The sequence below is a fragment of the Cyclobacterium sp. L-R genome (genome assembly GCF_056859355.1).
Genome location: NZ_JBSXOH010000049.1, coordinates 1 through 16,606, shown reverse-complemented (window position 1 = coordinate 16,606; position 16,606 = coordinate 1). Strand labels below are relative to the sequence as shown.

Sequence of the window (16,606 nt, the reverse complement as noted above, 5' to 3'; positions counted from 1 at the left end):
CGGTAAAATTTGTCCAACTCCGTTTTTCTTTAGATTGACCCGCAGGAGCGGGAGAAGATGAGTCTGTTTTTACAAGGCAAAGAAAAACCGAATACAACAGTAGGTATCTAGCTATTTGAATAAGCGTTACTAGTCCCTATATTGTCTTTTTCAAATATTAGAAACCCTCTTGTGTATGTCATTGAGGGCTTTCTAACAATATTTCCTATTAATTATTTAAACATGGGAAAATTTTCCTATATTTGTTATGTTATTGCGGATTAAAACTAATAAACAAGGGAAAAATTACCTCATGAATAGCGATATTGATAAGATATTAGCAGATATATTCAGTAGTGAAGACTCGCCTTCCTTAAGAGAGCTATTCGAGCAAAGAATTATTGAACTGAATATAACCAAGTCTCAAGCATACGCTGCTCTGGAAATGGACAAAAAATCAGTTGAGCCAATTTTGGACAATGAAGCGAAACAGGTTGACACTATTAAGCTACTTAAGATTGGTGAATTTCTTGATCTGGATGTTGAAAAAACAATTCAGTTTTTCTTAAACCAAAATACGGCTGAGAAAACTAAAGAATTAAACAGGGCTAGAAAAGCGAAGTTCATTTTTGAAAATTTCGACTTAGCAAGTCTTAAAAAGCTTGGATTTATACAAGATATAAAGAATCTAGCCGATATTGAGGAACGTATTGTTTCTTTTTTTGGGCTTAAAAATATCTTTGAATATAAAGATGAAATACTAACTAGAGTTGCTTTTAGTAAAACAAAAGTATCATCCAGTGACAAACTGAGAGCCTTTTGGATACGCACTGCCTATGCACAGTTTGAAGCTATAAATAACCCTAATGAGTTTGACCGTGATCGCCTAAAACACTTAGTCTCTCGAATAAAGCCTTTTACAAGAAATGAAAAAGAAGGCTTTTTTACCGTTTGTAAAGCACTCTATCATGCGGGAGTCACTGTAATCTTTCAAAGACATATTCCTAAAACACAAGTTAGAGGAGCGACTTTTATTATCAATAATAAGCCTTGCATAATTATTACAGATTTAAACAAACGTTATGGAACTATATGGTTTGCTCTGTTGCATGAATTGTTTCACGCCCTTTATCATTTAGAGGATATTAAATCTAGATCTTTTCATCTCACTGGGGAAGCTGATTTATGGCTTGATAATGAAGAGGAAGCGGATGATTTTGCAAGAAGGTACTTTCTTTCTAATGAACGTTATAAATTTATCATCCCATCTATATCAAATCATTATGTTGTCCAGAAATATGCTAAAGAATGGGATGTACATCCTTGTTTGATTTACAATTTCTATTGCCATGATAATCCTGCATATTGGCCTAGATACAACAAATATGATCCAGGCCTAGACAAATCTGTACAAAAGATTAATGCTATACCTTTTGATAAAGAAACAGTGAGTGAAATTGTGTTAGAAATCAAAAATAATTTAGAATTAGTTTAATTATGAGCAAGGAAAATAACGGTAAGGAACAGAATAAAAAGCTTGAAAAACAGAAGAATCTAGAAAAGGAGAAAAGGCGAAGAGAGATTGAAGAAATACTCTCAGAAGCTAATACCAAAACTGGTGAACAACTAGTTCTAGATGAACTCGGTGCTATTAAATCAAAAGACGAGCTAAAAGAATTTGCATTAGGCCATATACCAGATGACCCAGAAGAAAAATACAATGTTTATTACAAGGGAGTTGAAAAACTTTTAAAGAAGTTCTTACCAGTAGGAGATAAATATAAATCTGCTAGAGAGGTCATTCGAGAAGAAAAGAAAATCTTCTTAACTCGCGGAAAGAAGCTTAATGAAAAAGGAATTCGAGGGGCCGATAGTCGAATGGCATATATACAGGATATGGAGGAAATCATGAACCTAATAACAAAATGGGCATTTGAAAGCAGAAATTATTTTGAATTGTATAGTCTTCTTAGAGACAAGAACGAAACGCTTGGGTACCATAACGATTAACGACTTACAAATCATATAAGTGTTATGCGGCTGAACAGGTAAATTTGAAAGTTTTTACCCCCCCCTAGGTGTAGTTTATGCCTTCGTGAGCTGGGTGTAGGTTTGCAAAACACCCTTCTATCCTTTCCAATTTGTAATTGGAAATGGACGGAATTACCAATGATCCACGGTTATCAAACCTTCTAATCTAGCATAATTTCATCTGTTTATATTTGTTTTCCAAAGGTCAGAACTTGCCCCGGTTTATCGGGGTGGAATCTCGCTACAATAATCATTTTTTGGCCTGACAATTTTGTCATGCTCGATTTCCTGATCTCTTATTTGATAAGCCTCTCCCATAACTAAAAATAGTCTATCCTTGAATGAATTGCAAATGAATGCTGCCCGAGTGTATTGTTGATTAGGATAGGGGCTCAAATTTCAGTATAGTATTCAAAATTTTGTCCATTTGTTTACATAAAGGGGGTCTTCAGAAGCCATTGCAAATGGCATATAAAAGATTTCGACTTCAAAGTAAGTTAGGAATAAAAGGGTGTAAAGGATTCTACACCCAGCCGGGGAAACTGGTATTACCATTGCTTCATTTGCTCATCGATTTAAAGCGCTTTTTAGCCGTAGAGTATGATTAGGTACATTTTTACGGGCTTTTTCGATGAAAGATTGCATTTTTTTTCATAGCTTAAAAGGTTGAAAACTAACGCATAAATTAAAAGTTGGATGAAATGGCAAAAACTGCCGGCTTCCTGTCTTGGCAGGATTCGTTCAACATTAAGTGTCGAGTTAATTTAACAAGCTTTAATAGCCCTTATATTGTCTTCTTCAAAAATAGGTACCCTGTTGGTGTAGCCAATTAAAAGAAATATTATAAAAATTTAATGTCAGTGCATAGTAACCCTCATAAAGTATAGTAGAAAATGAGCGACCATCTGACCCTGTCATCATCCAATAAGTCTATTGCGGTTCTCCCTTTTGTGAATATGAGTACCGACCCGGCGAACGAATACTTTAGCGATGGCATTACAGAAGAAATAATCAACGCCTTGACCACCGTAAAGGGCTTGAAAGTCATCGCCCGCACATCCTCTTTTGCATTTAAGAATAAAAATATGGATGTAAGAACTATTGGGGATCAGTTAGGGGTGAGTACGGTTTTGGAGGGGAGCGTTCGGAAAGCCAAAAACAGGGTCCGTATTACAGCGCAGTTGATCAGTACAGATAATGGCACTCACTTCTGGTCAAAAAATTTCGATCGAGATTTGGAGGACATATTCGCAGTACAAGATGAAATAAGCTTACAAATTGCTGACCGGATCCGGGAAAATTTTGGTCACCTCAACATTCAGGAACATTTAATTGAAGCACCAACTAAAAATATGGAGGCCTATGACCTTTATCTTAAAGGTCGTCATCAGCATTTAATGTGGGATGGACAAGGAATGGTAAATTCAATAGCTATCTATGAACAATGTGTAACCATAGACCCCTTATTTGCTTTACCTTACTTTGGCTTGGCGTACAGTTACGCCATGTATGGATCATGGACAAATAATAAAGAATTATTACGGTTATCAGAAGCTAACCTTAGCAAAGGTTTTAATCTGGACAAACAATCCTACAGAGGTTATTTTGGCAAAGCAACACTACTTTTTTGGGGGCATTGGGATTTCATCAACGGGCAAAAGGTTTTTCAACAAGCATTAGTACTGAATCCATCCTATACAGAAGCAGAAGAGGGTTTATGTGAATTGTATACAGCGATAGGGTATTTCGAAAAAGCACTCCGCCATACTGATAATATTTTAAAAATAAACCCTTTATCTCCGAATCACTACTATACTAAAGCAAATATATATTTTTTAAATGAGGACTATACGAAAGCTTTAGAATGTATAGAAATATCATTAAGCATCAACCCCAATTTTACACATCCCATTGGACTAAAACAACTGTGCTTAATTCTAACAGGAGATTACGAAAAATTAACTGTCTTTTTAGATAAAACCCCTTTGGCAGAGAGGGCGGAAGAATGCCGGGTATTGTACAAATTGGTCAATCCAGAGGATAAAATCGATGTAGATATCAGTAGGGCGAAGTTCATGATAAAAAAGGAAATTGGGGAGGCGCTTTTTGCCTGGCCCTTGTTTTTGATGGTCCATTTGGGGGAACATGAAATGGCATTGGACTTTTTGGAAGAAAACATCAAAATGCGCAGAGGTCAAATTATAAACTTCATGAATATTCCCTTGCTTAAACCTTTACACCAGTATCAGCGATTTCAGGATATGGTACAAGCTGTTTTCGGTTTAGATTTATTACCAACTGATTCCGAAAAACAAAAACGCATTGCCGCTCCCAAAGCCCTAATGTCGGTTACCGAAATCGACCTAGTTTTAAAAGTTTTTGACAAAGGGATGAAGGAAGAGAAATGGTTTAAAAATCCATCTATATCTTTACGAGAGCTGGCCGAAAAGGTGAATATTAGCGGAAACAAGCTTTCTTGGTTGCTGAATGAACGAATGGGGCAGAACTTCAATGAATACATCAATAGTTTTCGTGTAGAGAACTTTAAAGAGAATGCCCTAAACCCTGCTAATAGCCATCTTACCCTTCTAGCACTAGCCTATGAAAGTGGCTTTAATTCTAAAACAGTATTCAATTCCTTCTTTAAAAAAATCGAAGGGACGACACCAAAAGCTTGGTTGAGGGCTAATCAAATATAGCCTGATTAAAAAAAACCGAATTTTACGATTAAGCCCGCAATTTCAAACCTATTAGAACCCAGACGGTAACAAATTTGGAAATGGGGTTTAAATTTATAAAACATACCATTTGGGTTACCCTAATGCAACTGGTAAGAAAAAACGGGTTTTTAAAGCATCTCAAATTCACTTTCAGTTGCCAATTCCAAATGGTCGGAAATAACATCTCTATTAAGGTTTTGCTTACCAAAAAATAGCAATTCAAATGATAATAATGAGTTGGATAAATGTAATTTAATTTTGTAATTGGTCCTATATAGAAAGTCAAGTGTCCCAATCTTTCGGATTTGAATTTTCTCGGATCACTTTACGGAGTAAAGAGGAAAGACATTTCACTATTGAACCTAAGCAAATCTTCCTGTATGAAAAAAAATAAAAATTTGGAACTATCAGAAACTGGATATACCATAACTACAGACCCAAACTTTTTAAATAAACAGAATCATATTACTCCTGAGTTATCTAAGAAAATAGGCCTATTTCATAAATTGGCATTGGAAGGTAAACGATCAAGTATTCAAAAATTTAAGGAGGCTATTGCAAAATACCCTGATAACCCCCAGTTGAAAAATTATTTATCGGTGTTGTACCTTCAGCTAGGAGAGACGGAAAAAATGTTTGAAGTCAACAGGTCGATTGTAGAAGAACACCCTGACTATCTTTTTGGAAAGTTGAATTTGGCTAACGAATATTATTCCAAAAAAGAATACCAAAAAATGTTGGAAATTTTGGGCCCCAAATTAGAAATTAAAGCACTCTATCCACATCGTGATGTTTTCCATTTAAATGAGGTCATTTCATTCCATAAATGTGCAGTCTTGTATTTATGTGCCATTGGGGATGTTGAGCAAGCAGAAATCCGCTATGAGATTATGGAAGCCTTAGATCCTGATTCCAATGAAACAGAAATGGCATTGAAAGAGCTTTATTATGCCCAAATAAAAGCAGGTAGTGAGCGCTATCAGGAAGAACGGAAAAATAAAATATTTGTTAATAAAAAGTCGCAGCCTGTAAGTGAAAATAGAAATCCGCCATGCTTTTCTCACCAAGAAATAGAGTGGCTTTATACTAATGGAATTTTCATTGGCGAAGATAAAATAAACAAAATTCTGGCATTGCCCAGAGAAACATTAATAGCAGATCTTGAATTGATATTGCAAGATAGTATCAATCGTTTTGCACATTTTAATAAACTTGTCAGTGACCAAGGATGGGAAGAGGAAAAGATGAATTTTGTAATCCATTCATTTTTTCTCTTAGGCGAACTGAAATCCGAAGAAAGTTTAGAAGCTATTTTTAATGCACTGAGTCAGTCCAGTGAATACCTTGAACTTTATATTGGGGATTTTCTTACGACCGATATTTGGGAACCTATTTATAAGATTGCTGCCACCAACCTTGAGGCATGCAAACAATTCATGTTTCAACCGGGTATTGATGATTATGCCCGGTCTAATATTTGTGATATTGTACAACAATTGGCTTTACATCACCCTGAAAAACGCGAGGAAGCCTTACAATGGTTTGCTGAAATCATACAATTTTTCTTGAATAGCAAACCGGAGGACAATGTAATTTCTAGCGATGTAGTTGGGCTTCTTATATGTAATATTATTGATATTGAGGGTGTTGAACTATTGCCTGAAGTAGAAAAATTGTTTGAACAGGGAATAGTGTCAATTGGCATATGTGGTAGTTGGGAGAATGTATCTAAGGATTTAATCAATCCAATTCAACACGACTGTAAGTTGGAAATACTTCCCATTGTACAACGCTACGCTGAAGTAACTTCTACTTGGGCAGGTTATAATGAAGATGAAAACATTCTTGATTATATTAATTATGATGAACTATTTGAACCTCAAATAATGCCGGTTAGGAGTGAACCCAAAATAGGTCGAAACGATCCTTGTCCTTGTGGAAGTGGAAAGAAGTATAAAAAATGCTGCATGAATAATTAAAATAGACCACATGAGATAGTATGTTTATAGGTAGTCAGTGTAAATATTCCAAAATTTTGATCTTACCGGTAGACCTGATTATTGAATATTATGGGTGTTCTTTGAAAGAAAAGTGAAGGAATAAAGCCCCCCTAAAAATGGCTATGCTCTCCTAATTGAAATCCGATAGCTAAGGCCCAAGAAAGATAACATGAAGCAATCTGATCATACAAATATAAATTTTAAAGAAATAAGTTTACATTGGGGAAATGGCTTACCCATTTATTTTGATTCTTGAAGAACACACAAACAGGTTGCAGATGTGGCCTTTTCTACCACAATCAAGTAAACAATGGTAAAATCCTTTATAAAATGATGCCAACCAAGAGAACTCAATGCTTTCAGCTAACCCTAATTATCATTCTCGGATGCTCCCTTTTTTCATGTAATCAGCAACAAAGTTTGCAAAGTAGGATTGATTTGGCCATTAAAAATAAGGATTCGGTTTTGGTGATTCCCGATGGAAAGTACGTCATAGAGCAACCCTTACATCTCTCGGGTGTGGATAATCTGGTGATCAAAGCAGGTTCGCCGAATGGTGTAACCATCACTTCAAGTATGGACCTGCCAATAGAAAACTTAACCTGCCTGGATAAAGACAGCGGATTGTATGAGTATACTGACCCAAGGTTAATCATGCCCCCTTGGCCGGATTCATTCAAGGGCTATGCCGGTTGGCCGGAAATCTATATTGCCGGAGTACCTTTGTCTATATCTCGTTACCCAAATGAAGGGTTTATACAAGCTGATTCAATCATTAGGGACGGTAAGAAGCCGGAAAATAAGGAAACCAAGCAAGAACCTCCGAAATTCTTATCTGCTCAATTAACACAAAATTACAACAAGGAATTGCCCTTGTTTCTAAATGGGTACTGGACTTTTAAATGGGCTGACGAAATTATTCGGGTGGATTCCATCAATCCCCAGTCCGGTGAAATTGAACTTGCAGCTCCCCACAATTATGGAATGGGAGCTCCTTCGGGTGGACTCTTTTACGCGATCAATCAACCGGAATATGTGGATACGGAAAATGAATATTATTACAATCCCAAGACAGGAACCATTCGTTTTATTCATTCTTTTTCAGATGAGGAAGTCGAGTCCATTCAAATTGCCTATCAAGATTTTACCCTTTTGGAGATCCAGGATTGCAATCAAATAAAAATTGAAAATATAGATTTTAAGTATCATAATAATCTGGCTGTAAGTATTTCCAATTCTAAATCGGTAGTGATCGAACAGGCTGAGATGTATGGATTAGGCAGGTCTGCTGTAGCCATAACTGAGGGATTTAATTGTGGGGTTAGCAATAGTACGCTTAAATATTTAGGAGACGCCGGTATTTTGCTTTCAGGTGGAGATAAAAATACTTTGACAAAGGCATCCCATTTTGTGGAAGACTGTTCCATTAGTTATTTTTCAAGGCATGTCAAAACCTATGCTCCTGCAGTTAAATTGACTGGGGTAGGACATATTGTGAGAGGCAACCACATTAGTTTTGCGCCCCATAATGCGATTCTTTTTTCCGGAAATGATCATTTGATTGCTGAAAATGAAATCAGAAAAGTTTGTTTAAATACTTCGGATGCCGGCGCCATTTATTGCGGTAGAGACTGGACCATGGGAGGGACCGTGATTCGGGAAAACACCATCAGTGAGCTGAGACAAGCAAGTCATCATCACAACTGGGCCATTTATTTAGATGATTTGGCCTCCGGATTAAGTGTGGTTAATAATCTCATTGAAGACAGTCCTTCTGGGATATTAATTGGGGGTGGCCGTTATAACCAAATTAGTAACAATACGATTAAAAATTGCCCCCTTGCATCCATTGTATATGATGCTAGGGGGTATGATGATTGGTTTAAACATCACCTTGTTGATCGTGAATTGTCTTTGTGGCCTCGCTTAAAAGCAGTTCCCATCAATCAAGCCCCTTGGAGCGAACGGTTTCCCTGGTTGCAAGAAATACACAGTGATGATCCGGCCATTCCCAGAGGAGCTGAAATAAAAAACAATCAAATAATAAGTTCTGCACCACCTCAAATTCATGAGAAAGTATATGAATACGGGCAGGTAGATATTAAAACTAAAAATACCAATTAAAACCAAAAGGGGAAGGGCCTACGCTATCCAAGGATAAGCTATTTGACTATAACTACCTGAATTGAACTCAGGATTTATTCATGAAAGTTGAAAACTTTCTACATTATAGGAAATAGACACAGAAAAAGCAGATAAGTTAAATCTTCCTTTAGGGGGATTTTGAGTTTTCAGGACTTGCGTGTTCGTACCTGTTTTTACATTTCTTCAGCCAGTTTTTGAAAAACGACCTAATCGATGAACTCATTATTTCAATTGTGCCCGTTTTAGTCGGAATGGCACCGGGTTATTTAAAGAAAGAAGACCTGAACAACTATTGGAATTTTTAAGTGTAAAGACATTTGATACAGGATTAATATAGCTTCATTATAAAAGGAAAAAATAAGAATAGAACCTAAAAAGATGCATCAACCATCTTGGCTTTATCTGAATTAATTATTCAAATCATTTGCGCAATCAAATAACTGCGTATATATTTGCAGTCAAATAATTGCGTAATGAAATTAAGAAGAGACGTATTTCAGGCCATAGCCGATCCAACAAGAAGAGCTATCATCACTTTGGTCGCAGCGAGTGCCATGACTCCAACTGCCATTGCGGAGAATTTTGATTACTCAAGACAAACCATTTCAAAACACATTCAAATTCTTACGGAATGTGAAATATTGCAACAAGAGCAAAAAGGAAGGGAAATTTACTACCAGCTCAATTCTGAAGGGATGAAGGAGATAGCAGATTTTATCGAACCATTCAGAAAGATGTGGGACGTTCGATTTAATAAACTTGAGGCTGTAATGAAAAAACACCAATAAATTACCTAATACGCTATGGAACATAAAACCCAGGTTGATGCCCCTAAAGGCAAGCAAGAACTTACCATTACAAGAGAATTTAACCTTCCAGTTGAGCTGCTTTATATAGCATACACTGAAGCTGAGTTTATTGAACAATGGATGGGCACCCAAGTGATTAAGTTTGAAAATGTTAACCACGGAAGTTATCGGTTCGAAACGTCTCATGGTGGAAATGTAATGTTTAAGGCCCATGGAACCATTCACAAAGTTGTACCGAATCAAGAAATCGTACGCACTTTCGAAATGGAAAACATGCCCATTGGTGTACAGCTTGAGTTTCTAAACTTTGAGGAAATCACAAACGAAACGAGTAAACTGACCATTCAAGTCATTTACAAATCAGAAAAACATCGTTCAGAGCAGTTAAAATTGCCATTTGCTTATGGTATAAATATGGCGCATAACAAGCTTGAGCAAATTATTACCCATTTAAAATAAGTTGTAATGAAAAAAAGAAACAAAGTCTTTTATTGGATAGCTACCATTTGGCTTGCCTTAGGAATGCTTTCAACCGGAATTGTACAATTGATAAAAATGGAAGAAGAAGTTCAGAGCATTAATGCATTAGGTTACCCAATCTATTTACTGCCTATGCTAGGTACATGGAAAATTTTAGGCGTAATAGCCATTTTAATTCCTAAATTTCCTTTGTTGAAAGAATGGGCCTATGCAGGCTTTTTATTTGTGATGATTGGTGCCATAATTTCTCATTTATCGGTTGGAGATGAGTTGATAACATTTTTTGGCCCTGCCTTATTGATGGTGCTTACAGTAGTATCTTGGTATTTTAGACCAGCAAATAGAAAGTTGGAGAAACAATAAATATGGAAAATCCAAAACCAAAAACAGTAGATGAGTTTATCGATAGTTCACCTTTAGCATCTCAAGAGGTAATGATAAAGCTCAAAAAGCTAATAGAAACTACAGTGCCCAGAACTGAAAGTGGCATCAGTTGGAGTGTGCCTATATACAAGTACCACGGAATTCTTGCCGGCTTTTCCTTAGCCAAAAAACACGTAAGTTTTGGCATAGATTCATTACCAGAAGAAATTCGTAAAGTACTTGAAGAGAAAGGATACAAGACGGGTAAGAAAACCATTCAGATAAAGTTTGACCAAGATGTCCCGACTGCAGAAATAAAGCAGCTTATTAGAGCACAAGCTAAAATAAACGAGGGCTGATCCCACAACAATGGAAATAAAAAAACACAATTTGGATGGCATTCAAGTCGCTGAAATCATCTCAGAAGAAATTATAATTCACAACACAGAAGATGCTTTGGATTTATTGGGGAACTTGTATTACCAAGGGTACGATAAAATGATTGTCCATGAGGAAAATATAACTCCTGCTTTCTTTGATTTAAAGACAAAATTAGCTGGTGATATTCTCCAGAAATTTACACAATACAATATGGCTTTATACATCATTGGGGATTTTTCAAAATTTAAAAGCCAAAGTATGATCGACTTTATCTGTGAGAGTAACAAAGGAAGTCAGGTTAATTTTCTAGGTTCAATTGGTGAAGTCTTTAATAAATAATTGCAGGTATTAAACTGTAGGAGGAGACTAAGCATTCTGCTTAGGAAATGGATGGCTTCATTGGGTAATAAAATTCTTCTCGGGGATAGGGGGCAATATAAAAGGGGGCCGGTTTTTAAACCGGCCCCCTTTTATATTCATTTGCTTTGGCTTGTGGCAATTGCTTTTACTAGCAACAGTCGCTAAAGATTCGCTTTTAAGTCTTCCCAATTCCAGTCATTGTTGATTTGAGAAATGGCATGGTGGGCCGTCATATCAAATTGACAAGGGACCACGGAGACATAATTGTTGGCGATGGCCCACTCATCATTGTCTTCTCCTTTGTCAAAATTGACGAAATTCCCTGCCATCCAAAAGTATTTCCTGCCATTGGGATCGTATCTTTCCTCAAAGTCCTCCTGCCATTTGGCCCTTGCTTGTCGACAAATTTTAATGCCTTTTAGGGCTTCATTCCTTTTGGGTGGAAAGTTTACATTCAAAGCTACCCCTTTAGGAATTCCATTTTCTAAGACTTGGCGGGCAATCTGTGCTACATATTCCTTAACATGTGAGAAATCTGCATTAGAACTGTAATCGCACAAACTAAAACCGATGGAAGGAATACCTTCAATGGCTCCCTCTATGGCAGCAGACATGGTGCCGGAATAAAGCACACTAATGGAGGTATTGCTTCCATGATTGATTCCACTGACCACCAAATCAGGCTGTTTGTCTTTCAAAACATAGTGCTTTGCAAGTTTTACACAATCTACAGGTGTACCACTGGATTTATAGGCAACAACCTCAGGGAAAATCGTTTCTTCTGATAGCCTTAAAGTATTACCAATGGTGATGGCATGTCCCATGCCTGATTGAGGGCTGTCGGGGGCTACTACGATAACTTCCCCTAACTCCTTCATTACTTCAACCAGAACGCGGATTCCTTTGGAGGTTATTCCATCATCATTGGAAACTAAGATTAATGGTTTTGACATTAAGAGTTACTTTTTAATTGATTGTAATAGGCTGTGATCCTCAAAAGATCTCCTCTTTTGTCATGAGAAAGTTTGTTTTTTCTCATATACAATTTCATTTCAGAAGATTTGTCGTCCATAAACTCTTTGAGTAAGACACTTTTCTTTTGATTGTATTTGAATATTTTTTGGTCTTGAAGAAAATAGAAGTTGAAATCCAATCGACTAAAACCTCTCCCTGCCATAGGCATGCCCCACATAGGGTTCATGTACATACTTCGCATGCCATAACTATTGTATCCTCGATTATCTGTAGCTATAAATTCACGGCACAAAAGCGTTATGTCTTCGCCCTCAGTAAGTAGTTCGAAGAAAATGGGGGTTTTGTAGTCTGAATTCAATGCATAGGGGAGACTATAGAAGGTTCGGATTCCTCCATACACTTCATCGAATATTTCAAAATATTTGATAGAAGCGGAACTAAAAGTCTCTACAGTATTGCCTTGGACCAATACAATATTGGCATCCAAATCATACTTTACCTTTCCCTCATACATCTGCCCAGAGCTTAGAAATACTTTTCCTTGATGCCAAACCTGAGAAGGAAACTCCTGAGCCAATGCAACACTAGAAAGTAGAAGTAAAAGCACTAGGATATTAACGGATTTTTTCATGACAGATTCAATTTTGATTCTACCTTCAATACGAAAAAAGAGTGCTTTGTGTTGAACACACAGTTAAATAATGTATCAAATGGTTAACTTTTCATTATTTGATGCCCCATTTTATCTCTTTTGGTTTTGAGGTATTTTTCATTGTGAGGGTTGGAGTGAATTTCCAATGGAACAGTGTCCACAATTTCAAGTCCATAGCCTGACAAACCCACTCTTTTGGTTGGGTTGTTTGTGATAAGACGAATTTTACAAACTCCTAAATCTCTCAAGATTTGAGCACCCACTCCATAATCTCTTTTGTCCATAGGGAAACCCAATGCAAGATTTGCCTGAACTGTATCCATACCCTCTTCCTGAAGTTTATAGGCTTTTAGTTTGTTGATTAAACCTATGCCTCTGCCTTCCTGATTCATATAGAGAACGATACCTTTGCCATTTTCTTCCACCATATTCATGGCTCCATGTAATTGGGGACCGCAATCGCATCTGCATGAGCCAAAAATATCCCCGGTGATACAGGAAGAATGAACCCTTACCAAAACGGTATCTCCTTCTTTCCACTCACCTTTGATCAAGGCCATATGCGTTTCGTCTGTATTGGTTTGTTTGTAGGCGATCAACTTAAAATTACCAAATTTGGTAGGCATTTCTACACCAATTTCCCTTTTAATCAGACTATCATTTTTAAGCCTATAGGCAATCAAATCTTTAATAGAAACCAGTTTTAAGTCAAACTTCTTAGCCACGTGCACCAAATCAGGTAGGCGAGCCATGGTACCATCTTCATTCATGATCTCTACCAATACACCTGCAGGCTGAAGACCGGCTAAACGTGCCAAATCAATTGCCGCCTCAGTATGGCCTGATCTTCGTAAAACCCCACCTCTTTTGGCTTTTAATGGGAATATATGACCAGGTTTACCCAATTCATCCGGATTGATGTCTGGATCAATTAAAGCTTTAATGGTCTTAGAGCGATCACTTGCAGAGATGCCTGTGGTACAGCCGTGGCCAACAAGGTCAACAGAAACGGTAAATGGAGTTTCAAAAGCAGCTGTATTTGTTCCGACCATTAATTCAAGGCCTAGCTCTTCGCACCTGTCCTCTACGAGAGGAGCACAAATTAACCCACGGCCATGTGTAGCCATGAAATTGATAATTTCTGGTGTTACTTTTTCTGCGGCACAAATAAAATCACCCTCGTTTTCTCGGTCATCATCATCAACGACGATTACGACCTCCCCGTTTTTTATTGCCGCTATCGCGTCTTCAATTGGATCCAGATAAACAGTATCTTTCATTTTAATTTTTAAAGTCTAATATATGTAATCACAAAATTACGATTATTTATTCTACTAACCCTTATTACCAAATTTTAGTTTAATTTCTGGAAGGGATAACATTGCCCAACTCTCGGTCAATCTGAGATTTTAGTTGAGTAAGTTCCATATGCATGTTCAATAATTCCTCAATTTCATCCTCTTTGGCCACTTTGATTTTTTCTTCAAGTTCATTTCGCATGCGTTTCAAATAGGCGCTTTTTAGCTTTAAGGATATCTTATAGGTGGTTTCAGGAAGGTCATCGGCTTCCCTTTTGGAAAATATCTGATGTTTTGTTTCCCAGTTTTTCGAAACTTCCCGGGTTGGAGCGATCATGTCAATGACCTCTTTTTTTAACTTGCTGTTTTGAATTTTTAAGAAATAATCGAATTTCGGTATAGTGCCCTGCCTCAAAGCATTCTTATAATGTATAAGCAACTCCTGATAAATTGGAGTGCCGAAATTTAGGTCTTTGATTTCTTCAAGGAGGTATTCACATACATGCATTTCCTCGGAAACCATCTCAAAGCCATAATTGATCAAAATCCGAATGAGTTCCCTCTCTTCCTTAATGGTAAGCGGTTGGGCTTTGGTGGTCTCTTCTGTGGGAGCGCCTGGAAGCAACTGCTCTATGGGCGTTTCATTGGGCTCCTTTTGGAATTTTGATGGCTTATTCTTTTGCTGGTTTTTAAGTAATTGCCTGTTAAGTTCTGTGAGTAAAATATCTTCCTCCATGGCCAGTAGCCTGGCAGATTCTTTGGCGTATACAGACCTGATAATAGGGTCAGGAACCTTGGAGATACTTAATACCACTTGCCGAATGGCTTCGGCTCTTTTGATGGGATCATCTGCCGCCCCTTTGGCAAAGAGATCAATTTTAAAATGGATAAAATCCTTTTCCTCTTTTTCAAGAAACTTCTTAAAACCTTCCTTGCCGGACTTTCTGGCAAAACTATCCGGATCTTCATTCGGAGGAAAAACCACCGCTTTTACATTTAGCCCTCCCTCGAGCAACATGTCAATACCCCGCAAAGAAGCATTTATACCAGCGTCATCCCCATCATAAAGGACTGTGACCTGATCCGTAAACCTTTTGATTAATTTGATTTGACTTTCGGTGAGGGAAGTACCTGAGGAGGCAACTACATTTTCCACTCCAGCCAAATGCATGGAAATTACGTCGGTATAGCCTTCTACCAAATAGCAATTGTCCTTTTGTCGAATGGCTTGCTTTGCCTGATAGATGCCATATAAAACATCACTTTTATGATAAATGACCGTTTCAGGAGAGTTGATGTATTTGGGCTGTTTCTTGTCTTGGGTCATTATCCGAGCACCAAAAGCAATGGCTTTTCCGCTCAGGTTATGAATCGGAAACATCACCCTACCCCTAAACCTGTCATAATAATTCCCTGGATTATTCTCTCGCTCTAGAATAAGCCCAGCCTTAAGAAGATTTGACTCCTCAAAACCGGCTCCCTTCGCTTTGTTGAGTAGGTGGTCCCAACCGTCAAGAGAATAGCCAAGCTCAAACTTTTCAATGGTGCTGGCATCAAAGCCTCGCTCCTTTAAATAGCTCAGCCCTATGGATTGTCCTTCGCCTGATTGAAGGTTTTCATGGAAAAAATCTTTCGCATAGTTCAAGGCAATGTACAGGCTTTCCTTTTCATTGTATTCCTGTACATCGGCAGGGTCAACACTAGTGTCTTCTTCTACCTCTATGCCGTATTTCTTAGCCAGGTGCCTGATTGCCTCCGTGAAGCCTAAGCCTTCAATGTCCATGATGAACTGAATGGGATCACCGGCCTTTCCACAACCAAAGCATTTGTAGATCTGCTTGGCTGGAGAGACGGAAAAAGAAGGGGTCCGCTCCTGATGAAATGGACAACATGCCCACAGGTTTTGCCCTTTTCTTTTCAAGGAGACATAATCATTGACCACTTCCTCAATGTCTACCTGCTCTCTTACCCTTTCTGTTGTCTGATTAGATATGGCCATATTTTTCTATCGAAAGGCAAAGATAAGATTTATGAATGAAAAAACTTCAGCCCAACAGCAGTCAAAAATAGAAACTATTTTTCTCCACATGAAGTTAATAGTGGGAAATTCAGAATTGCCTTTGGTACTTTGAATCCCCGAAATAAACCGTTTCAAAGTCATAAAAACAATATTATTGTCTGAAGCCCTTTCCGGTTCAATCAAGCTTTGGCTTGGGGCTTGTGTAGCGGCTTTAAAATTGGGTGCTAAGTTCAAAATCGTTGGGACAACATCCTTTAACCCGGATTATGTAATAGGATTTCTCCGCCCTGACAATGTCAGGGGTGAAGCCTGTTCCGTGTTTACGGGAAGTGTTGCAATCGCAAGAAAATCAGACTGTTTGGAGATTTTAGCATAGCACCGCTATGGTGAAAT

At 37.7% G+C, this 16,606-nt stretch carries 15 protein-coding genes; 11 read left to right on the top strand and 4 right to left on the bottom strand.

The genetic code is table 11. The annotated features are described in order from the left end of the window. Positions 1-292: 292 nt before the first annotated feature. The 10 genes from AC13EX_RS05230 (at position 293) to AC13EX_RS05185 (ending at position 11,247) form a co-directional block, all read left to right on the top strand. Positions 293-1,474, top strand: a complete 1,182-nt coding sequence (locus tag AC13EX_RS05230; protein WP_482891839.1) for an ImmA/IrrE family metallo-endopeptidase — start codon at positions 293-295, stop codon at positions 1,472-1,474. A gap of 2 nt (positions 1,475-1,476) precedes the next feature. Then, positions 1,477-1,989, top strand: coding sequence for a hypothetical protein (locus AC13EX_RS05225; RefSeq protein WP_482891838.1), 513 nt, complete (start codon positions 1,477-1,479; stop codon positions 1,987-1,989). Positions 1,990-2,903: 914 nt separating this feature from the next. Next, positions 2,904-4,709 carry a helix-turn-helix domain-containing protein gene (locus AC13EX_RS05220; protein ID WP_482891837.1) on the top strand — a complete coding sequence of 602 codons (1,806 nt, stop codon included), beginning with the start codon at positions 2,904-2,906 and terminating at the stop codon, positions 4,707-4,709. Positions 4,710-5,110: 401 nt separating this feature from the next. Continuing rightward, positions 5,111-6,709, top strand: coding sequence for a DUF1186 domain-containing protein (locus AC13EX_RS05215; protein WP_482891836.1), 1,599 nt, complete (start codon positions 5,111-5,113; stop codon positions 6,707-6,709). A gap of 351 nt (positions 6,710-7,060) precedes the next feature. Next, positions 7,061-8,854: a right-handed parallel beta-helix repeat-containing protein gene (locus AC13EX_RS05210; RefSeq protein WP_482891835.1), complete on the top strand. Its 1,794-nt coding sequence runs from the start codon at positions 7,061-7,063 to the stop codon at positions 8,852-8,854. A 494-nt stretch (positions 8,855-9,348) separates the two neighbouring features. Continuing rightward, complete coding sequence (locus tag AC13EX_RS05205) at positions 9,349-9,663, top strand: ArsR/SmtB family transcription factor (protein ID WP_048642898.1); 315 nt, start codon at positions 9,349-9,351, stop codon at positions 9,661-9,663. 15 nt (positions 9,664-9,678) lie between these two features. Next, the gene (locus AC13EX_RS05200; protein ID WP_482891834.1) at positions 9,679-10,143 is read left to right on the top strand and encodes an SRPBCC domain-containing protein; all 465 of its coding nucleotides are present in this window, start codon (positions 9,679-9,681) and stop codon (positions 10,141-10,143) included. 6 nt (positions 10,144-10,149) lie between these two features. Next, on the top strand, positions 10,150-10,527 hold the full coding sequence (locus AC13EX_RS05195) for a DoxX family protein (RefSeq protein WP_482891833.1): 378 nt from the start codon (positions 10,150-10,152) through the stop codon (positions 10,525-10,527). Positions 10,528-10,529: 2 nt separating this feature from the next. After that, on the top strand, positions 10,530-10,886 hold the full coding sequence (locus AC13EX_RS05190) for an iron chaperone (RefSeq protein ID WP_048642901.1): 357 nt from the start codon (positions 10,530-10,532) through the stop codon (positions 10,884-10,886). Positions 10,887-10,896: 10 nt separating this feature from the next. After that, on the top strand, positions 10,897-11,247 hold the full coding sequence (locus tag AC13EX_RS05185) for a DUF4180 domain-containing protein (RefSeq protein WP_482891831.1): 351 nt from the start codon (positions 10,897-10,899) through the stop codon (positions 11,245-11,247). A 182-nt stretch (positions 11,248-11,429) separates the two neighbouring features. On the opposite strand, the gene surE is transcribed toward AC13EX_RS05185, so the two are convergent. The 4 genes from surE to dnaG all read right to left on the bottom strand — a co-directional run bounded on the left by surE (position 11,430) and on the right by dnaG (position 16,192). Beyond that, the gene (surE, locus tag AC13EX_RS05180) at positions 11,430-12,221 is read right to left on the bottom strand and encodes a 5'/3'-nucleotidase SurE (protein WP_482891830.1); all 792 of its coding nucleotides are present in this window, start codon (positions 12,219-12,221) and stop codon (positions 11,430-11,432) included. Beyond that, positions 12,221-12,874: a hypothetical protein gene (locus tag AC13EX_RS05175; RefSeq protein WP_048642904.1), complete on the bottom strand. Its 654-nt coding sequence runs from the start codon at positions 12,872-12,874 to the stop codon at positions 12,221-12,223. The genes surE and AC13EX_RS05175 overlap by 1 nt, the downstream gene beginning before the upstream one ends. Before the next feature lie 83 nt (positions 12,875-12,957). Beyond that, positions 12,958-14,175 (bottom strand): bifunctional 3,4-dihydroxy-2-butanone-4-phosphate synthase/GTP cyclohydrolase II, encoded by a 1,218-nt coding sequence (locus AC13EX_RS05170; RefSeq protein WP_482891828.1) that lies wholly within the window; start codon positions 14,173-14,175, stop codon positions 12,958-12,960. A gap of 79 nt (positions 14,176-14,254) precedes the next feature. After that, the gene (gene dnaG, locus AC13EX_RS05165; protein ID WP_482891827.1) at positions 14,255-16,192 is read right to left on the bottom strand and encodes a DNA primase; all 1,938 of its coding nucleotides are present in this window, start codon (positions 16,190-16,192) and stop codon (positions 14,255-14,257) included. Positions 16,193-16,367: 175 nt separating this feature from the next. Here dnaG and AC13EX_RS05160 point away from each other — a divergent pair, with 175 nt between their 5' ends. Beyond that, positions 16,368-16,589 carry a hypothetical protein gene (locus AC13EX_RS05160; RefSeq protein ID WP_482891826.1) on the top strand — a complete coding sequence of 74 codons (222 nt, stop codon included), beginning with the start codon at positions 16,368-16,370 and terminating at the stop codon, positions 16,587-16,589. Positions 16,590-16,606: the final 17 nt, after the last annotated feature.